The sequence below is a fragment of the Xanthomonas hawaiiensis genome, assembly GCF_031834635.1.
Taxonomy (GTDB): domain Bacteria; phylum Pseudomonadota; class Gammaproteobacteria; order Xanthomonadales; family Xanthomonadaceae; genus Xanthomonas_A; species Xanthomonas_A sacchari.
In genome coordinates, this window is record NZ_CP115873.1 from 3,713,016 (window position 1) to 3,732,532 (window position 19,517).

Annotated in this window: 16 protein-coding genes; 6 read left to right on the forward strand and 10 right to left on the reverse strand. The window is 68.5% G+C overall.

Annotation, left to right across the window (positions count from 1 at the left end; translation table 11 throughout):
• Positions 1-252: 252 nt before the first annotated feature.
• Both PG878_RS15850 and PG878_RS15855 read right to left on the reverse strand, forming a co-directional pair.
• Positions 253-1,068, reverse strand: a complete 816-nt coding sequence (locus PG878_RS15850; protein WP_209030872.1) for an SDR family oxidoreductase — start codon at positions 1,066-1,068, stop codon at positions 253-255.
• A 133-nt stretch (positions 1,069-1,201) separates the two neighbouring features.
• A complete protein-coding gene (locus tag PG878_RS15855) occupies positions 1,202-1,864 on the reverse strand; it encodes a serine/threonine-protein kinase (RefSeq protein ID WP_209030871.1) in 663 nt (220 codons plus the stop codon).
• A gap of 334 nt (positions 1,865-2,198) precedes the next feature.
• On the opposite strand from PG878_RS15855, the gene PG878_RS15860 reads away from it, so the two are divergent.
• Positions 2,199-4,211 (forward strand): bifunctional DedA family/phosphatase PAP2 family protein, encoded by a 2,013-nt coding sequence (locus PG878_RS15860; RefSeq protein WP_209030870.1) that lies wholly within the window; start codon positions 2,199-2,201, stop codon positions 4,209-4,211.
• A gap of 48 nt (positions 4,212-4,259) precedes the next feature.
• On the opposite strand, the gene PG878_RS15865 is transcribed toward PG878_RS15860, so the two are convergent.
• The 4 genes from PG878_RS15865 to PG878_RS15880 all read right to left on the reverse strand — a co-directional run bounded on the left by PG878_RS15865 (position 4,260) and on the right by PG878_RS15880 (position 8,175).
• Positions 4,260-4,736, reverse strand: a complete 477-nt coding sequence (locus PG878_RS15865) for a protease inhibitor I42 family protein (RefSeq protein WP_209030869.1) — start codon at positions 4,734-4,736, stop codon at positions 4,260-4,262.
• Positions 4,737-5,011: 275 nt separating this feature from the next.
• On the reverse strand, positions 5,012-5,593 hold the full coding sequence (locus PG878_RS15870; protein WP_010343368.1) for an LON peptidase substrate-binding domain-containing protein: 582 nt from the start codon (positions 5,591-5,593) through the stop codon (positions 5,012-5,014).
• Positions 5,594-5,621: 28 nt separating this feature from the next.
• Positions 5,622-7,061, reverse strand: coding sequence for a UDP-N-acetylmuramate:L-alanyl-gamma-D-glutamyl-meso-diaminopimelate ligase (gene mpl / locus PG878_RS15875; protein WP_209030868.1), 1,440 nt, complete (start codon positions 7,059-7,061; stop codon positions 5,622-5,624).
• Between the two features lie 550 nt (positions 7,062-7,611).
• Entirely contained in the window at positions 7,612-8,175 is a 564-nt protein-coding gene (locus PG878_RS15880) for an adenylate kinase (RefSeq protein ID WP_209030866.1), read from the reverse strand.
• A 144-nt stretch (positions 8,176-8,319) separates the two neighbouring features.
• On the opposite strand from PG878_RS15880, the gene PG878_RS15885 reads away from it, so the two are divergent.
• Both PG878_RS15885 and PG878_RS15890 read left to right on the forward strand, forming a co-directional pair.
• Positions 8,320-9,576, forward strand: coding sequence for a 6-phosphofructokinase (locus PG878_RS15885; protein WP_209030865.1), 1,257 nt, complete (start codon positions 8,320-8,322; stop codon positions 9,574-9,576).
• Between the two features lie 12 nt (positions 9,577-9,588).
• Positions 9,589-10,068 carry a DUF6434 domain-containing protein gene (locus PG878_RS15890; RefSeq protein WP_244672574.1) on the forward strand — a complete coding sequence of 160 codons (480 nt, stop codon included), beginning with the start codon at positions 9,589-9,591 and terminating at the stop codon, positions 10,066-10,068.
• Between the two features lie 167 nt (positions 10,069-10,235).
• On the opposite strand, the gene PG878_RS15895 is transcribed toward PG878_RS15890, so the two are convergent.
• Positions 10,236-10,775 carry a hypothetical protein gene (locus PG878_RS15895; protein ID WP_244672573.1) on the reverse strand — a complete coding sequence of 180 codons (540 nt, stop codon included), beginning with the start codon at positions 10,773-10,775 and terminating at the stop codon, positions 10,236-10,238.
• A gap of 257 nt (positions 10,776-11,032) precedes the next feature.
• Here PG878_RS15895 and PG878_RS15900 point away from each other — a divergent pair, with 257 nt between their 5' ends.
• On the forward strand, positions 11,033-13,060 hold the full coding sequence (locus PG878_RS15900) for a sodium-translocating pyrophosphatase (RefSeq protein WP_017910504.1): 2,028 nt from the start codon (positions 11,033-11,035) through the stop codon (positions 13,058-13,060).
• A 58-nt stretch (positions 13,061-13,118) separates the two neighbouring features.
• On the opposite strand, the gene PG878_RS15905 is transcribed toward PG878_RS15900, so the two are convergent.
• Complete coding sequence (locus tag PG878_RS15905; RefSeq protein ID WP_209031080.1) at positions 13,119-13,586, reverse strand: hypothetical protein; 468 nt, start codon at positions 13,584-13,586, stop codon at positions 13,119-13,121.
• A gap of 219 nt (positions 13,587-13,805) precedes the next feature.
• Here PG878_RS15905 and ppa point away from each other — a divergent pair, with 219 nt between their 5' ends.
• Positions 13,806-14,339, forward strand: coding sequence for an inorganic diphosphatase (gene ppa, locus PG878_RS15910; RefSeq protein WP_010343376.1), 534 nt, complete (start codon positions 13,806-13,808; stop codon positions 14,337-14,339).
• Between the two features lie 158 nt (positions 14,340-14,497).
• Complete coding sequence (locus tag PG878_RS15915; protein WP_209030863.1) at positions 14,498-15,613, forward strand: HDOD domain-containing protein; 1,116 nt, start codon at positions 14,498-14,500, stop codon at positions 15,611-15,613.
• A gap of 96 nt (positions 15,614-15,709) precedes the next feature.
• On the opposite strand, the gene PG878_RS15920 is transcribed toward PG878_RS15915, so the two are convergent.
• Positions 15,710-16,612 carry a hypothetical protein gene (locus tag PG878_RS15920; RefSeq protein ID WP_244663635.1) on the reverse strand — a complete coding sequence of 301 codons (903 nt, stop codon included), beginning with the start codon at positions 16,610-16,612 and terminating at the stop codon, positions 15,710-15,712.
• A gap of 37 nt (positions 16,613-16,649) precedes the next feature.
• Entirely contained in the window at positions 16,650-19,505 is a 2,856-nt protein-coding gene (locus tag PG878_RS15925; RefSeq protein WP_209030862.1) for a TonB-dependent receptor plug domain-containing protein, read from the reverse strand.
• Positions 19,506-19,517: the final 12 nt, after the last annotated feature.

The following is a 19,517-nucleotide window of genomic DNA, read 5'->3' on the forward strand; positions in this document are numbered from 1 at the left end:
GGAGCGGGCCGATCAGGCTCCCAGATTAGATTCCGCCTTTTCACTTAGAGAGGCTTAATCTGTACCGGCAACTCTGGTATCAATGCTTCGTTCTCAGTGAAGAAGCGCCTTCAACTGAGCACGCCGTTGTCAAGCAACTACGATCTGAGCTAATCACGGTACCTCTTAGCTCAAAGTCTCAGTTCAACCTTGCCTTACCACCGTGCGCTGGAACATCTAAGACGTCATCGCTTTGGCAACAGCCAGTCATACTCAGTCCAGGAACAGATCCGGCAACAGCGGCTGCGACGGGTCCAGCGCGTAGCCGGACAGGTCGTGCACCCCGGCCTCGGCCAGCACCGCGTCGTCGATCAGGAACTGGCCGTAGAAGCCGGCCGCCGGCCGGGTCAGCACGGCGTGCGCGGCGTCGGCCATGATCTCCGGGCGGCGGCCGTTACCGGCCTCGACACCAGGGATCATGTTCAGCGCCTCGGTGGCGATCAGCGTGCGCGGCCACAGCGCATTGACGGCAACGCCCTGCGGGCCGAACTCGCCGGCCAGGCCCAGGGTGACGAAGCTCATGCCCATCTTGGCCAGGGTGTAGCCGGTATGCGGCGCCCACCACTTGGGGTCCAGCGACGGCGGCGGCGCCAGGGTCAGGATGTGCGGGTTGGCGCTGCGCAGCAGATGCGGCAGGCAGGCCTGCGCGCACAGGAAGCTGCCGCGCGCATTGACCTGCTGCATCAGGTCGAAGCGATTCATCGGCGTCTCCAGCGTCCCGCGCAGCCAGATCGCGCTGGCGTTGTTGACCAGGATGTCGATGCCGCCGAACGCCTCGACCGTCGCCGCCACCGCCGCACGCACCTGTTCCTCTTCGCGGATGTCGCACTTCAGCGCCAGCGCGCGTCCACCGGCCGCCTCCACCGCCGCCGCCGCGCTGTGGATGGTGCCGGGCAGCTTGGGGTTTGGCACCGCCGACTTCGCCGCGATCGCCACATTGGCACCATCGCGCGCCGCCCGCAGCGCGATCGCCAGCCCGATGCCGCGCGAGGCGCCGGTGATGAGGAGAGTTTTACCTTTGAGGGTCATTGGAGTGGGAATGGAGAATGGGGAATCGGGAATGGGAAAAGCTTAGCGCCTTCTCGCTGCGTGCCCGTCGGACCAGACGCGCGCGCGGTACGCTTTGTCCATTCCCCATTCCCCATTCCCCACTCCCGGCCTTTCAGGGCTTCGGCCCCTGCCCCTCGTTGTCTTCCCACTTGAGCAGGCGCCGGGTGACGAAGCGATAGACCGGCTTGCCGCTGGCAAACCACAGTTCGCGCACCCAGGAATGGCGCTTGAGCAGGCGCCGCTCGACCGGGGTCAGGGCGTGCGCGCAGTACATACGCTTGTGCTTGAGCAGGTGGCGCAGATCCTCGCGCGCCAGCAGGCGCATCCAGCGCGAGCGCGGTGCGCCGCGCACGGCGAGCTGGAAATCGATCAACGCCGGGCTGCCGTCTTCCAGCACCAGCCAGTTCGCTTCCTTGGCCAGGTCGTTGTGCGCCACGCCGCGCCGATGCACCTGCTGCAGCAGTCGCCGTGCGGCGCGGAAATAGGCCAGGTCGCCGCGCGGCGGCCGCTGGTACATCGCCGCGCCGTCCAGGTAGCTGCGGTCCAGGAAGGTGCCGTCCCAGCCGCGCAGTTGCGGCGTCGCCGCCATGCCGTCCAACTGTCGCAGGGCGAGCGCCTCGCGCCGCGCCAGCCACCATGCCGGCAGCCGCAGCCACCACGGCGAGGCGGTGAGGTCGCGGCGGACGAAGCGCGCCTCGCCTTCGCCCAGCAGCAGGATGCGGCCGAAGCTGTCGGCCTTGAGGATCTGGACGGTGCGGGAAGCGGGGGCAGGCATCCGGCCAGTGTAGAGCGTGCGCCGCGGTTTGACCGGTCTGCACACACCGCCACCGCCAGGCAGGCGCCCGGTCCGGCGCTGGTCCGCTGCGCGTCGCTCCCCCATCCCAAGACAGGCCGCACCGCCGGATCGGCGCGTCGCCCCCGGACTGCGACGGAACCAGGCACGGCCACGCGCTCCGCCGCGCGGATCGGGCCGGCGCATCGTGGGCTCGAGCCGACAATGCGCCCGCAGCGAACAAGGGGCCGGGCAACCCGGTGATGCAAGGGCGCTCGCCCGACTCGGCATCGCCAGCGCTAACGGACCGTCATCACGCTCCCTCTATACTTGCCCGATGAATGCCTCATGGACCGATGCCACGCTGGAGTGGATCGCAGCACACCCCATCCTGGCCGGCGCGGTCATCTTCGCCATCGCGTTCTGCGATGCCGTGATCATCCTCGGCACCCTGGTGCCGGCGCTGCCGCTGCTGTTCGCGATCGGCGTGCTGATCGGCCTGGGCCAGATCTCCGGCCCGTATGCGGTGGTCAGCGCCGCGCTCGGCGCACTGATCGGCGATGCGCTCAGCTATTGGGTCGGCTACCGCTGGGGCGACCGGTTGCGCACCTACTGGCCGTTCAAGCGCTACCCGCAGCTGCTCGACCGCGGCGAGGCGATGTTCCGCCGCAACGCCTTCAAGAGCATCCTGGTGGCGCGCTACGTCGGCGCCATCCGCCCGTTCGTGCCGGCGGTGGCGGGCATGATGAAGATGCCGCTGCGGCGCTACCTGCTCCCAAGCAGCGTGGCCGCGGTGACCTGGTCGCTGCTGTTCCTGGGACCGGGCTGGCTGCTGGGCCAGGCCTACGACGCGGTGGCCGCGGTCGCCGGGCGCCTGTTCCTGGTGCTGGGCCTGCTGGCGCTGGCGCTGGGCCTGGTGTGGGCGATCGTGCTGTATGGCTACCGCTGGTCGGCCGGGCACATGGATGCGCTGCTGGCGCGGGGCCTGGACTGGTCGCGCCGGCATCCGGTGCTGGGCCGCTATTCGATCGCGGTGTTCGATCCGCAGCGGCGCGAGTCGGTGCCGCTGGCGATGCTGGCGGTGATGCTGCTGGCGCTGGGCTGGGGCTGGTTCGCGCTGCTGATGGTGGTGGTGGCACACGGCGAGCCGCTGCGCCTGGACCTGGCGGTGCACGACCTGATGCTGGCCTTGCGCAACCCGCTGGCCGACTACCCGATGACCGCGCTGGCCTCGCTCGGCAACTGGCAAGTGCTGGTACCGCCGACTGCGCTGGGCCTGCTGTACCTGGCCTGGCGCCGGCGCTGGATGGCCGCGGCGCACTGGCTGGCGGCGTTGGCGTTCGGCCTGGCCCTGACCAAGCTGCTCGGCGCCACCGTGCACGTGGTGCGACCGCCGGCGGCCAGCAGCGGTTTCGGCTTCCCCTCGGTGGCGGTGACCATGGCCACCATCAGCTTCGGCTTCTTCGCGGTGCTGATCGCGCGCGAACTGCCGGGGCGCTCGCGGGTGTGGCCGTACCTGCTGTCGGGCGCGGTGGTCACCCTGATCGGCTTCGCCCGCCTGTACCTGGGCGCGCACTGGCTCAGCGACGTGGTCGGCGGCATGCTGTTCGGCATCTTCTGGCTGCTGGTGCTGGGCATCGCCTACCGCCGCCGCTTCAACCGCGGGTTCTGGATGAAGCCGCTGGCCTGGCTGTTCTATGGCGGCTTCGCGATCGCCGCGCTGTGGTATGCGCCGCGCCAGCTGGAACGCAAGCTGGCCAAGTTCGAACCGCCGCCGCCGCAAGTGACGCAGCTGGCGGACGCGGCCTGGTGGCAGCGCGACTGGCGGCAATTGCCGTCGCGGCGCAACGAATTCGACGACGACCAGCGCTGGCCGCTGGACATCCAGGTGGCCGGGCCGCTGGCGCCGCTGCAGCGCCAGCTCGAAGCGGCCGGCTGGCGTGTGCAGCCGCAGGCCGGCTGGCAGCAGGCGCTGCAGTTGCTCGACTACAAGGCCACGCCGGCGCAGGTGCCGGTACTGCCGGCCACGCTGGACACGCGCGTCGAGTCGCTGCTGATGCTGCGTCCCGGCCCGAATCCGGACGAACTGTACGCGCTGCGCCTGTGGCCGGCACCGGCGCGCCTGCAGCCGGGCAACGTCCCGCTGTGGCTGGGCAGCGCGCAGAGCCTGCGCTACGAGCGCCACTTCAACCTGATCGGCCTGTGGCGACCGCTGCGCGGTGCCGATCCGGCGCTCAATGCGGTGACCGAGGCGCTGCACGCGCTGCCCACGCGCAAGGACATGCATCGTCGCAGCCAGATCCCGGTGTTGCTGGTGCGCAGCGACGGCGAGGCGCCGCCGTCGCCCTGAGCGGCGGCGGCAGCAGGGTCGCGATCGCGCAGGCGCGTCGCGGTTTCGCTACTTCACCTCGACCCGGATCGAACGCGAGTCGGTGGCGCGATCTTCCCAGTGCCGGGAGTAGATGAGATCGATCGTGCCGCCACCGTGATCGGTGGCCTTGAAGGTGTAGGTGACAGCGCTGGGGCAGCCCATTCGGCCCGTGGCGCAGGCCGTGCCCGGTGCATGTTCGACGTCGAGCAGCGACAGCGGCGCGGGCAGGCGACGCAAGGCCCAGGCACTGCCGGTCGAGCCGTTCTCGGACAGGGTGATGGCGAACAGTTGCCCACGCTGCAGCGCGAACGGTTTCATCGACGGCGCCAGGCAGGTCTTGGGCGACACCTGATCGGCATTGCCGGTGACCAGGGCGATGGAGCCGCGCGGGCAATCGGCCTGGCCGGCTGCGGCCGCGGGCGCGGGGGAAGTCTCGGCGGCGATGGCGGGCAGGCTCAGGCCGCCGCCGGCGGACAGCAACAACAGCAGGAAGGAACGCCTCATACGAAGTCCTCGATCGTGCGTGGATAGGACGTCAGGCCGCTGGAGCGGGATGCCGTTGCCGGCAGCCGGGCGCGGCCGCCGATCGCTGCCAAGCGTGGCCTGCGCCTGCTAGCGGCGCGCTGAATGCCGAATGCCGGCGCGCAGGTCGGCGCCCTGGCCGCTGCGCGAGTGCAGCGCGCGGCGATCGTGGTTGCTGTGGCACTCGGCCGCCCCGATGCCGGCCGCCGTGTTCCGCATGCGGACCAGGACGGCGCAGTTGCCCTCGCCGGTCTTGCTCAGGGAATCCAGGCCAGCAACTGATCCAGCCGCGCGTGCGGGTCGTCTTCCTGCAGCAACGACAGGCGCTGGCGTTCGTCCAGCGGCAGCAGTTCGGCCATGCGCCAGCCGACCCAGGCGGCCTGATCGAGCTGGCGCGGACCGGCCAGCGGGTACACCGCGGCGGCCTGGTCGAGGATGCTGTCGAGCACCGTCGCCAACAGCGCGTGCTGCGGACGCAGTTCGTCGTCGCCATCGGCCTCGCGCCATTCCACGTCGCCGACCACCAGGCCGTTGTCGCGGACCCGGCTGCGCAAGACGTGGAAACGCCGCGCGCCGCGCAGGCTCAGCACCAGCACGCCATCGGCGCCGACATCGAAATCGACGATGCGCGCCTCGGTGCCGAACGCCGCCGGCACCGCCGGGGCGCCGGTCTCGCTGCCGTCCAGGATCAGGCACACGCCGAAGCCGCTGTCGGTGCGCCCGCATTCGCGGACCAGGTCCAGGTAGCGGCGCTCGAACACCCGCAGCTTGATCGAGGCGCCGGGCAGCAGCACCGCGTGCAGCGGGAACAGTGGCAGCGTGGTCCGCTGCGGGCTCACGTGCCGGCTCCGCCGTGCCCGGCAACGCTCATTGCAGCGCGGCCAGGAAGCGGCGCGGCGCGCCGTCGAAGCCGCCGTTGGACATGAACACCACATGGTCGCCGGCACGCGCCTGCGCCTGCAGCGCGGCCAGCAAGGCGTCCACGTCGGGCGCCGCGCAGGCCTCGCCGCGCACCGCGGCGATCACCTTGCCGGCATCCCAGGCCAACTCCGGCCGCTGCAGGAACACCACCGCGTCGGCGGCGTCCAGCGACGGCGCCAGCGACGGCGCATGCGCGCCCAGCCGCATCGAATTGCTGCGCGGCTCCATCGCCACCACGATGCGCGCCGCGCCGACCTTGGCGCGCAGACCTTCCAGGGTGGTGCGGATGGCGGTTGGATGATGGGCGAAGTCGTCATACACGGTGATGCCCTGCGCCTGGCCGAGCACTTCCAGGCGCCGCTTGACGCTGCGGAAGCGTGCCAGCGCCGGCATCACCTGCGCCGGCGCCACGCCCACCGCATGGGCGGCGGCCAGCGCGGCCAGCGCGTTCATCACGTTGTGGCGGCCGAGCAGCGGCCAGTCCACCTCGCCCAGTTCGCGGCCCTGGTGCAGCACCGCGAAGCGGCTGCCATCGGCGGCGATCAGGCGCGCGCTCCAATCGAAGCCGGGATCGAAGCCGAAACGCTCCACCGGGGTCCAGCAGCCCATCGCCACCACCTCGCGCAGGTGCGCGTCCTCGCCGTTGACGATCAATCGCCCGCGCCGCGGCACGGTCCGCACCAGATGGTGGAACTGGCGCTGGATCGCGGCGACGTCGGGGAAGATGTCGGCGTGGTCGTACTCGAGGTTGTTGAGGATCGCCACCAGCGGCCGGTAGTGCACGAACTTGCTGCGCTTGTCGAAGAACGCGGTGTCGTACTCGTCGGCCTCCACAACGAAGAGCGGCCGGTCCGCAAGGTCCGGCCCCTGCTTCCCTTCTCCCCCCGGGAGAAGGTGGCGCGCAGCGCCGGATGAGGGTCCGGCCGCCGCACGCCCCAGCCGCGCGGACACGCCGAAGTCCTCGGCCACGCCGCCGATCAGGAAGCCCGGTTCGCGCCCGGCCGCCTGCAGCAGCCAGGTCAGGATGCTGGTGGTGGTGGTCTTGCCGTGGGTGCCGGCCACCGCCAGGGTGTCGCGCCCCGGCAGCACCTGCTCGCTCAGCCATTGCGCGCCGGAGGTGTAGGCGCGCCCGGCGTCGAGCACCGCCTCCACCGCGGCGTTGCCGCGCGACAGCGCGTTGCCGACGATCACCTGGTCGCAGTCCGCGGCGATGTGCTCGGGCAGGTAGCCCTGCTTCAGCGCGATGCCCAGGTGTTCCAGCTGTGTGGACATCGGCGGGTAGATCGCCTGGTCGCTGCCCTCGACCGCATGGCCGAGTTCGCGCGCCAGCGCGGCGACACCGCCCATGAACGTACCGGCGATGCCGAGAATATGGATCTTGCTCATGGTCCGATTGTCGCCGATCCCCCGACGCACGCAAACCGGCGCAGGCGCGGCCGTTGGTCGTGGCAGGCGGGCCGCAGGGCCGATCCCGGGTAATCGTGTCGCGGCGCCGTCAAGTAGGGAATCCCCCACATCCGCTGAGGAATGTTCCCGATAGGCAAGTCGGGAGCCAATGCCGAGAATGAACGGGCCAGCCTCGACACCCTGTGGTTCTACTCCCCAAGAGACCATCCCCAAGGGAGCTCATGTCGTGGGGCCCTGAGCAAGCCCGTTCGCTGGCACCTTCTTTATCGACCCCGGCCCCATGGCAAGCGGCATGCGCGCCCACGGCCGATCACTCGCTGTGCCGCAGCGCAGCGCAACACGTCCTTAGCGTCTTCTTACCGTCGCAGGAGCGGCTTCAGCCGCGACACGCGACCGGGAAGCCCGTCGCGGCCGAAGCCGACAGGACGGGCGTGCGTTGCGCGTCGTGAACGGGAGGCGCGCAATCGTCACGATGCCGCGCCATCTGCATGTCCGGCGCCCGGTTGCGGGCGCCGGCGTGCGTGCCGCCTCAGCGGCCGATCGCCGCCAGGATGCGGGCGAGCACCTCGTCCAGCGAGCCGACGCCATCGACCCGCGCCAGCGTGCCGCGCTTGTCGTAGAAGCCGATCACCGGCGCGGTCGAATCGGTGTAGACCTGCAGGCGCTTGCGCACCGACCCGGGGTTGTCATCCTCGCGGCCTTCGGCCTTGGCGCGGCCGGCGATGCGCTCGACCAGCAGTTCGTTGGCCACATCCAGCTGCACCACCGCGTCCAGCGGCTGGCCGATCTTGGCCAGCAGGTCGTCCAGCGCCGAGGCCTGCGCCAGGTTGCGCGGGTAGCCGTCGAGGATGAAACCGTTGGCGACGTCGTCGCGGCCCAGGCGCGATTCAAGCATGCCCAGCAGGATGTCGTCGGAGACCAGGTCGCCGCGCGCCATCACTTCCTTGGCCTGCACGCCCAGCGGGGTGCCGGCGGCGACTTCGGCGCGCAGCAGATCGCCGGTGGAAATGTGCGGGATCTGCAGCTTGTCCTTCAGGCGGGCCGCCTGCGTGCCCTTGCCCGATCCGGGCGGTCCCAACAGAACCAATCGCATCAACCTGACTCCTCGAGGAAAGTACCGTGCGCGGCCGGCGGCGTTAGACTCGGGGCCACGCCTGCGCTGCACCGCTAGATCCCCAGCTTACCGCATCCGGGCAATGTCCCGGCAATGTCCCCACCCCAGGAGCGAACCCCGACCATGGCCCAAGGCACCCTGCTGTACGCCCAGTCCGGCGGCGTCACCGCCGTCATCAACGCCAGCGCCGCCGCCGTCATCGGCGAAGCGCGGGCGCGCAAGGTCAAGGTGCTGGCCGCGCGCAACGGCATCCTCGGCGCGCTGCGCGAGGACCTGATCGACACCTCCAAGGAGTCGGCGGCGGCCATCGCCGCGCTGGCCCACACCCCCGGCGGTGCGTTCGGCTCGTGCCGCTACAAGCTCAAGTCGCTGGAGGCCGACCGCGCCAAGTACGAGCGCCTGCTGCAGGTGCTGCAGGCGCACGACGTGCGCTACTTCCTCTACAACGGCGGCAACGATTCGGCCGACACCGCGTGGAAGGTCTCGCAACTGGCGCAGGCCTTCGGCTACCCGCTGCACTGCATCGGCGTGCCCAAGACCATCGACAACGACCTGGCGGTCACCGACACCTGCCCGGGCTTCGGTTCGTCGGCCAAGTACACCGCGGTGTCGGTGCGCGAGGCGGCGCTGGACGTGGCGGCGATGGCCGAGACCTCGACCAAGGTATTTGTCTACGAGGCCATGGGCCGCCATGCCGGCTGGCTGGCGGCCGCGGCCGGACTGGCCGCGCAGTCGCCGGACGACGCGCCGCAGATCATCCTGTTCCCCGAACGCGCCTACGACGAAGCCGCCTTCCTGGCGCAGGTGCGCAAGGTGGTGGACAGGGTCGGCTGGTGCGTGGTGGTGGCCAGCGAAGGCATCCAGACCGCCGACGGGCGCTTCGTCGCCGATGCCGGTGGCGGCACCGATGCGTTCGGGCACAGCCAGCTCGGCGGCGTGGCGTCCTACCTGGCCGGCAAGGTCAAGGCCGAGCTCGGCTACAAGGTGCATTGGACCCTGCCCGACTACCTGCAGCGTTCGGCCCGCCACCTCGCCTCGCGCACCGACTGGGAGCAGGCGCAGGCGGTCGGCAAGGCCGCGGTGCAGTTCGCGCTGAAGGGCATGAACGCGGTGATGCCGGCGATCGTGCGCAGCAGCGATGCGCCGTACCGCTGGAAGATCGAGGCCGCGCCGCTGGCCAAGGTCGCCAACCACGAGAAGAAGATGCCGGCTGGGTTCCTGCGCAAGGATGGCTTCGGCATCACCGAGAAGGCGCGCCGCTACCTGCAGCCGCTGATCCGCGGCGAGGCGCCGCTGCCCTACGGCACGGATGGCCTGCCCAAGTACGTGGCGCTGAAGAACGTGGCGGTGAAGAAGAAGCTGCCGGCCTGGGAGGGCTGACAGCGCAGGCGAATGCTCCTGTGCCGCGACCGGCGCACGCTGGTGCGCGGCACGCTGCGGGCCTGGTGCCAACGCTTGAAAGAGCGGCGACGGAGGAGTGGCAGATCCCACTCGCTCAATACGCGCTGGCACGACGGCACGCGCGCCAGCGTCCCCACGATCCACGAGGCCGACATGCACGGCGGCAAGCGCGAAGACCGAACCAGCGATAGCACCCGCATGCGCTTCGACTGGCACAGCGACACCATCACGCGTGCAACGCCGGTGGATCGACGCTATCGCAATACGCAGAACGTGCGCCGCTTCCTCGTCGCCATGTGCGGCGACGGCTTCGCGTTCGATCGCGCGCTCATGGCCTGGATCCGCAATGGCGTCGCCAAGACCATGGGCGATGTCGCCGACGAATGGCGGCGGCACTCCGGCACTACGTCGGCCGGTGAGGCGCCGCCCCTCGCGCAGGCCGCAGACCACGGATCGTCGACCGCCAATTAGCGAGACACCGCCGCGCGCACGTCCCTGCATACCGGTTTGCGCAGGCGCCGATGGCGCGCATGTGCCATATGCGTGCGTGACACGGCAGGTCCGTCACCGTCGTGCGCACCTGCGGCCCGTGCCGCGCCCCAGGCGACACGGGCGAGGCTGTCATCCAAGCCGCACACTCAGCGGCAGGCCTTGCCCTCCACGGTCATCTGCGCGGTGAACTGCGGCACCTGCGGGACCTTGCCGGCGGCCGCCTGCTGCTTGGCCTCTTCGAGATAGATGCGCGACTGGCCCTGGCCATCGCGCTCGGTGTTCAGTGCGACCGGCTTGCGCCACACCCGCACCACCGCCTGCTGCGACGGACAGGCGGCGCTGGGCACGCGGATCAGGTCGTTGAACTTCCAGCCGCTGGCCTCGCTGGGCTTGGCCTGGTCGAACTCGACCAGCTTGGCGCGCGGCTGGCAGGTGGGGCTGCTGCGCACCGCGGAGAAGCGGTAGGGCTGCGCCGCATCGCCGGTGTATTCGCCCTCGAAGCGCACGCAGACCTCGGGGATCTGGCGGATCGTGTGCACCACCCCGACCGCCTGCGGCGCGCTGGCCGGGCGCTGCAGCTCCGGGGTGGGATCGGCGGCCACGGCGGCCAGTGGCGCCAACGCGCACAGGCCGAGTGCCAGGATCGAAGCGCGTGCGCGCAGCCTTGGGGAAAGCGTCGTGTGCATCGGAGGGCTCCTGGGAAGCGATGCGCCACGCTGCCATGCGCAGACTGAACCGGACGCCAAAACTGCGACGCCCTGCCGGATCGCTGGCGGCATCACCAAGCCGGGCGCATACTCGTCCACGTCCAGGCCAGATGACATTGCGATACGCACCAGCGGCGCGCGTTGTGGCCGCGGAGTCGTTGCATGCTTCAGCTCCTACGGTGTGATCCCGCGGTACGTCCAACGCTTGGGCGCCATCCACATCCTTGGGAGGGGTCATGCTGGAACGATATGCGGTCACCGTGGCACTGGCGTGCGCGGCTCTGGCGGTGCTCTACGGCATCGTCTCCACGCGCTGGATCCTGGCGCAACCCGCCGGCAACGAACGCATGCGGCAGATCGCCGATGCGATCCAGGAAGGCGCCCGCGCCTACCTCAACCGCCAATACCTGACCATCGCCATCGCCGGTGCGGTGCTGCTGGTGCTGGTCGGCGTGTTCCTGAGCTGGTATACCGCCGGCGGCTTCGCGATCGGCGCGGTGCTGTCCGGCGTCGCCGGCTACATCGGCATGAACCTGTCGGTGCGGGCCAACGTGCGCACCGCCGAGGCGGCGCGGCGCGGGCTGGCCCCGGCGATGGCGGTGGCGTTCCGCGGCGGCGCGATCACCGGCATGCTGGTGGTCGGGCTGGGCCTGATCGGCGTGGCCGGCTACTACGGCCTGCTGCAGTGGCTGGGCCACAGCGTGGGCGACAGCCTGCATGCGCTGGTCGGCCTGGCCTTCGGCAGTTCGCTGATCTCGATCTTCGCGCGCCTGGGCGGCGGCATCTTCACCAAGGGCGCCGACGTCGGCGCGGACCTGGTGGGCAAGGTCGAGGCCGGCATCCCCGAGGACGACCCGCGCAACCCGGCGGTGATCGCCGACAACGTCGGCGACAACGTCGGCGACTGCGCCGGCATGGCCGCCGACCTGTTCGAGACCTACGCGGTCACGGTGATCGCCACGATGCTGCTGGGCGGGCTGATGGCCGCCGAGGCCGGGCGCAACGCGGTGCTGTATCCGCTGGTGCTGGGCGGCGTGTCGATCGTCGCCTCGATCGTCGGCACCTTCTTCGTGCGCGTGCGCCCGGGCGGTTCGATCATGGGCGCGCTGTACAAGGGCGTGGTGGTCTCGGCGGTGCTGGCGGCGCTGGCGTTCTGGCCGGTGACCCAGCAACTGATGGGCGACACCGCCGCCGGCGCCGGCAAGCTCTACGGCTGCGCGCTGATCGGGCTGGCGCTGACCGGGCTGATCGTGTGGATCACCGAGTACTACACCGGCACCCAATACAAGCCGGTGCAGCACGTGGCGCAGGCATCGACCACCGGCCACGGCACCAACATCATCGCCGGACTCGGCATCTCGATGAAATCCACCGCGCTGCCGGTGATCGCGGTGTGCGCGGCGATCTGGGGCGCGTTCGCGCTGTCGGGCCTGTACGGCATCGCCATCGCCGCCACCGCGATGCTGTCGATGGCCGGCATGATCGTGGCGCTGGACGCCTACGGCCCGATCACCGACAACGCGGGCGGCATCGCCGAAATGGCGGAACTGCCGCCGGAGGTGCGCGCGGTCACCGACCCGCTGGACGCGGTCGGCAACACCACCAAGGCCGTGACCAAGGGCTATGCGATCGGCTCGGCGGCGCTGGCGGCGCTGGTGCTGTTCGCCGACTACACCCACAACCTGCGCGCCGCACACCCCACCGAGACCTTCGCCTTCGACCTGTCCGACCACACGGTGATCATCGGCCTGCTGATCGGCGGCCTGATCCCCTACCTGTTCGGCGCGATGGCGATGGAGGCGGTGGGCCGCGCCGCCGGCGCGGTGGTGGAGGAAGTGCGGCGGCAGTTCCGCGAGATCGCCGGCATCATGCAGGGCACCGGCAAGCCGCAGTACGACCGCGCGGTGGACATGCTGACCCGCTCGGCGATCCGCGAAATGATCGTGCCCTCGCTGCTGCCGGTGGCGGTGCCGATCGTGGTCGGTCTGTTGCTGGGCCCGCGCGCGCTCGGCGGCCTGCTGATCGGCACCATCGTCACCGGCCTGTTCGTGGCCATTTCCATGACCACTGGCGGCGGCGCCTGGGACAACGCCAAGAAGTACATCGAGGACGGCCATTTCGGCGGCAAGGGCAGCGAGGCGCACAAGGCCGCGGTGACCGGCGACACGGTTGGCGACCCGTACAAGGACACCGCCGGTCCGGCGATCAATCCGCTGATCAAGATCATCAACATCGTGGCGCTGCTGCTGGTGCCGCTGCTGTAGCCGCAGGGACAGCGGGCGCCGGCGGCATGCCGACGCCCGCTGCGCATGCGCCGCGTGGCTACAGGCAGTCGATCAGCCCGTCGTTGATGCTGCGCTCGCTGCGCGGCAGCGGCGCGAGCAGCGGGCGCTCGCCCGACAGCGCCGCGTACAGCGCGTGCAACCGGGTCTGCGGCTGCAACGGCGTGGGGCAATGCCACAGCCGCGCATCGACCACGACCCGGCCGGTGTCGGGGTCGATACTGGCCTCGCTGGCGGCGAAGCTCCAGAGGCACTCGCCGATCACCCCGTCGCGCTGGCGCACCGAACAGCGATAGCGCAGCGGCCGATAGTCGCTGTAGTCGCCTTCGCAGAAGGTGTCGCCGCAGAGCTGGTCGAAGTCGTGCGCCAGCCGTCGCTCCAGGTCGGCGAACGCCTCCCAGCCTTCGCCGGGCGCCGGGTAGTCCATCGCATCCACATACGTCGGCGCCGCCTGCTGCGCCTGCGCAGCGCCGCAGGCCAGGACCAGCACCGCCAGCAGCGGCCACATAGATCGCCGGATTCCGTTCATCGTCTTGCTCCTTGACGGGGGACAGTGGCCACAGGGTCGCCGCCACCGGGGACCCGCACCATCGGAATGCGCCCCATGCGGACCGGTATGGAGTCCGAAACCGCTGTAGGAATCCTCCGATTCGCCGTGCGCTGCATTGCAACAGCCAACCGACTAGAATGCCTGCCTCTTTAGAAGCCACTCCACTGGAGCTAGCGCATGGGTCTGGAACTGGTCACCTCCGGCAAGAACCTGCCGGAAGAAATCAACGTCGTCATCGAAATCCCCAAGGATTCCGAGCCGGTCAAGTACGAAGTGGACAAGGCCAGCGGCGCGATCTTCGTCGACCGCATCCTCTCCACCCCGATGCGCTACCCCTGCAACTACGGCTACGTGCCCAACACCCTGTGCGGCGACGGCGACCCGGCCGACGTGCTGGTGGTGCTGCCGCTGCCGCTGGTGCCCGGCTGCGTGGTGCGCTGCCGTCCGGTCGGCGTGCTGAAGATGAGCGACGAGGCCGGCAGCGACGAGAAGATCCTGGCGGTGCCGGTGGCCAAGGTGTTCCAGGGCTACGCGCACATCGAGGACATCACCCAGGTGTCCGGCCACTGGATGGAGCGCATCGGTCACTTCTTCGAGCACTACAAGGACCTGGAGAAGGGCAAGTGGGTCAAGCTCGACGGCTGGGGCAACGCCGAGGAAGCCAAGCGCATCCTGCGCGAGTCCGTGACCCGTTACGAAGCCGGCGCCTGAGCCGTGCCGCCTTGGCGGGGCGCCTGCCCCGCCGTGGCTGATCCGTTTCACGTTTTGCCGTTGCCGGGGCGCCGCGCTTCGGGGTTTGCGGTACATTGCGTCATGGCATCACCGAGCCTGGTCCGTCCGCGATCCGGCTCTTCTTGGGGGACAGTCTCTTGCGCATCCTGTTCGTCGGCGACGAAGCCAGCCTTCCGTCCGAAGTCACTGAATACATTCGCGATCTGGGCGACGACTGGCAGGTCCAGAGCGTCGCCGACGGCAATGCCGCGATCGCCGCGGCAGCCACCGTGCGCCTGGATGCGGTGATCGCCGCGCCGACGCTGCCGGACCTGACCACCGCCACCCTGCTCGGCCAGATCCGCACGCTGAGCCCGGAAACCATCCGCATCGCGCTGATCGAGGCCGAGCAGAGCAATCGCGCGCCGCCGGCGCGGATCATCGGCGTGGCGCACCGCTTCCTGCCGCTGCCGCTGTCCCCGGAGATGCTGCTGGAGGCGGTCACCAGCCTGGAAGAACTGCAGGAACTGCTGGGCAACCCGCGCCTGCGCGCCAGCATCGGCCGCATTGAGAAGCTGCCTTCGCCGCCGCATCTGTACCTGAGCCTGATGCACGCGCTGGAGCAGGACGAAGGCAGCAACGCCGCCGACCTGGCCAAGCTGGTCTCGGCCGACCCGGCGATCGCGGCCAAGGTGCTGCAACTGTGCAACTCGGCGTTCTTCTCCAACGGCCGCACCATTTCCGACCTGCGCACCGCCGTGACCCGCCTGGGCACCGCCACCTTGCGCGACCTGGTCCTGGCCAGCGAAGTGTTCTCGGTGCAGGCGCTGTCCAACGCCGAGCGCAACGCGCTGCAGCAGCGCTCGCTGCTGGCCTCCAAGCTGGCCGCGAAGATGCTGCCGGCCTCCAGCGTCGAACTGGGCTCGACCGCGGCGCTGCTGGCCGACATCGGCCTGTTGCTGCCGGGCGTGCGCGACGAGCGCGAGCCGCCCGTCGATGCCGACGATGCCCGGCCGGGCCACGCCGAGGCCGGCGCCTACCTGCTCGGCCTGTGGGGCCTGCCGATGCCGATCATCGAGGCGGTGGCCTTCCACCGCCAGCCGCAGCGCTCCAGCACCCGCAGTTTCTGGGTCACCGGCGCGGTGCACGTGGCGATGGCCCTGGCCAGCGGCTCGGAGGTGGACGAGGAATACCTGTCCAAGACCGGCATGCTCGGCAAGCTGCCGACCTGGCGCGAGCAGGCCGAAAACCTGATGGGGCTGACTTCGGCTTAGAAAGCCTCAGTTGATGCACGAAGAACTTGACTGTCGCGCAAAATAAAATAAAAAGAGACGGGCCCAAAGGCCCGTCCTTTTTATAGAAGACAACATTTATTGCGTTCTATATTGAACGAGGCAAACTTGCTGCACGCCGGACCCACTGCAGCTAATTGCACGAACCGAGCCGCCTTGTGATCCGACGACCTTGATCGTCGCACCCAGATTCTGCATGTGTTCAGCCATGCGGTTCAAATTTTCACCACCATAATCCGTCCATTCCCCCTGAACTTCCTGAATATCGCTGGGAATAAGCTGCCCAGCACCGGTGCGCGCGCTACCAGGCTCCGTATTCCCGTTCTGATTTTCAAGATTGACAATGATTGTCACATAAGACCCATCCTTGAAAACCACCTTGTACATTATCCTCGCCTGATCACGCAGACCGGTGTAGTTGGATGCCAACTGCAACAAGTCAGTCATTGCGGTAAGCACATTGGCGCCAACAACCGAGGATATGACGTTTACATTGCCGGTCGCCGATTCGATCATCGCCCTCAGATTGGCGTCCCGAACGAATTCGTATGCGGTCTTTCCAGCAGCATCAGGATTGAGTCCGAGCATGCTGACCGGAACATTGTAAGTAGGGCGTATCGTTCCACCACCACTAACATAAAGCTCGTGAGCACGCCTCACTTCCTCAGAGGCACCCGGCGGCGGTGTCTGTTTACGAACAACCGGATTCGCCGCAACTGTCGTGCGGAGTGGAACACCACCGCCGCCGCCACCAGATCCCACGTACCACTGCTGGATCTTGTTTCCACTCACGCTATAAACAATGTGCGTACCCGTGCCGCGATTTACGGCCTCCGCGCGAAAATCGCCGTCATCCTGACAGCTTTCACATCGAATCGCAGCAGCTTCGGCCGAAGAGCCGTAGAAAGTTCCAGTACCAACAGCAACCACGCCAATCAGAAAATATCTAATCACAATAAAATCCTTTTCAAGAAAAAACATGGCGGGCCTTGGCCCGCCATGTGCTAGTTCAATCGAATCAGAATCGCTGGGTGTACTTCATGTACACGTAGCGACCGATGTCGAAGCCGCCGTAGTAGGCGAAGCTGCTGTCCGGGGCCGAGTACATCAGCGGACCGCGGTGGTCGAACACGTTGTTCGCACCGATGGCGATCGTCGCGTCCCATGGCGCCTTCCAGTTGACCTGCAGATCGTGGAAGGTATTGGCACCGGTGTGACGCAGCGGGTCGGTCTCTCCATTGGCGAAGTGGTCCGGCGCATCGCAGTAGTCAGCGGCGCGCGAGATGCACTTTTCCTTCATGCCGGAGTAGTAGCGCAGGGTGTAGTTCACACCGAAGTCGCCCAGCGTCCAGTTCACGCCCAGGTTGGAACGCACGCGGAAGATGCCCGGGGTTCCGACGCTGCCGATGGTGATGCTGTCGCCCGCCTGATTCTGACCGGCTTCGTCGTACTTGCTGACGTAGCTGGTCTGCCAGTCGATCATGATCTTGCCGAACGCCATTTCCGGCAGACGGTAGCGGATGCCCAGATCGTAGCCCTCGGTCTCCATCTGGCCGAGGTTGGCCACGCCGTAGGTCATCGCCGAGATGTGGCCGTCGGCGGCGCGGGTCACGCCGGCGCAGCGCTCGGCATTGCCCAGCACGTAGCAGTCGCGCAGGATGCGGTCCACGCTATCGGCGATGATCATGTCCTTGATCTCGTAGCGGTACCAATCCAGCGAGATGTCCAGACCCTGCACCCAGCGCGGGCTCCACACCAGACCGGCGGTCTTGCTGGTGGAGGTTTCCGGCTTCAGGTTCGGGTTGGAGCCGCTGATGAACTCGTCCGGGGTCTGGCAAGGGAGGGTCGAACACGGTACGTAGCCCTGGCCCAGCTGGGTGTAGCCGACCGGCACGCCGGCCGCGGAACACGCCGCATTGCCGTTGACGCTGTTCGGCGCGCCCACGCCGCACGGATCGATGTACGACTCGAAGCTGCTGTTCAGGCCGCCGTACAGATCGCTGATCGTCGGGGCGCGGAAGCCCTCGGCATAGGTGCCGCGGACCAGCAACTCGTCGATCGGCTTCCAGGTGAAGCCGAACTTGGAGTTCACCGTGTCGCCGAAGTTGCTGTAGTCCGAATAGCGGCTGGCCAGGTTCAGGGTCAGTTGCTTGGCGAACGCCATGTCGGCCAGGATCGGCACGTTCAACTCGAGGTAGAACTCGTCCAGATCGTAGTTGCCGGCGGTGGTCTTGGCACCCAGGCCGGTGCTTTCACCCGACTGCGCGAAGGCATCCGGCGAGAAACGGCCTTCTTCCTTGCGGTGCTCGTAGCCGACCGCGATGCCGAGGTCGCCTGCCGGCAGCGTCGCCAGGGTGCCGCTCAGGTTGGCGGTGTAGCTGGTGGTCTTGGTCAGGCCGGTATCGGTGAAGTCGGGGAACAGGAAGGTCTGGGTGTCGGCATCGGCCAGCGAACCCGGGCCGGCCACACCGTACGGCAGCAGCGGGTTCCACGGGCGGCAGGCGCTGAGCGGCACCGGCGCGGCGGCGGTGCCGCACTGGGCGACGCCGTTGGCGTTGATGAAGGACGAACCCAGCGCCTGCCGCGAGGCGATCAGGCTCATGTCGCCGTGACCGGTCTTGGTGCTCTCGTTGCGGTTCCACAGCGCACCCACGTCCCAGTCCCAGGTCTTGTCGGCGAACTCGAAGGAGCCGCTGATGGTCGGCGCGAAGCGTGTGGTCTTCAGCTTGCTTTCGGTGGTGCGCGGCACTTCCCACAGGCGGCGGCGGAAGTCGACGTCCTGGCCGATCGGGTTGAACGCGCTGTCGCCGGCCAGCGGGGTGCCGAACCTGGCGGAGTCGTATGGGTAGCCCGCGATCTGCTGATCGGTGATGCGCTCGTTGTAGAGCACGTCGGCGTTGAAGACGATGGAATCGGTCAGGTCGTAGTTGGCGTTGGCGAACACCGACTTACGCTCGACGCCGGTCTGCACCATCATCTGCTGGTTGGAGTTGGCGTACTCGGCCGGGGTCAGCGGATGGTAGTCGGCCGGGTTGTTGGGGTTGCCGCCCTGGTTCAGGGTTTGCCACACCGCGACTTCCGGATCCGAGCAATCCACGGTCAGCGGGTTGCACCAGCTGCCGTTCTGGCTGATCGGGCTCCAGCCGCTCGGGGTGGAGTTCGGACCACGGCTGCCGTCGCGGCTGAACCAACGGTTCTTGGCGAACACCGGATCCTGCTTGGAGTACTCGGCGGTCAGCGCCACGCCACCGCGCTCGCCCTGGGTGCCGATGGTGAAGGAGTACTGCGAGGTCTTGCCGTCGCCTTCGCCGAACTGGCCGAACTCCGCGGAAACCTCGGCGCCGTCGAAGCGCTTGCGGGTGATGATGTTGACCACGCCAGCGATGGCGTCGGAACCGTAGATCGACGAGGCGCCGTCCTTCAGCACTTCGATGCGCTCGATGGCCGCCATCGGCACCTGGCTCAGGTCCTGCAGGCCCGAGGTGGTGGCGCCCAGGCGCTTGCCGTTCAGCAGCACCAGGGTGCGCTCGGCACCGAGGTTGCGCAGGTCGACGTAGTAGCCGCCGACGTTTTCGCCGGACGCCAGCGCGTCGGCGCGCGAGATGGCCGGGGAACCGGCCGAGGTCAGGTTCTGCAGCACGTCGGCGACCGAGGTGTAGCCCTGGCGCTCCAGCGCCTGGCGGTCCAGGGTCAGGATCGGCTGCTGGGTTTCGACGTCGGCGCTGCGGATGCGCGAACCGGTGATTTCGATCCGGTCCAGCGTGGTGGTGGACGAGGCGGCGGCTTCTTGCGCGCCGGCAATCGCCGGCGTCAACGCGATCGCGATGCTGGCGGGCAGCAAGCCCAGCCGCACTGCGGGAGTGCGAAGGTTCATCAATCTCTCCAG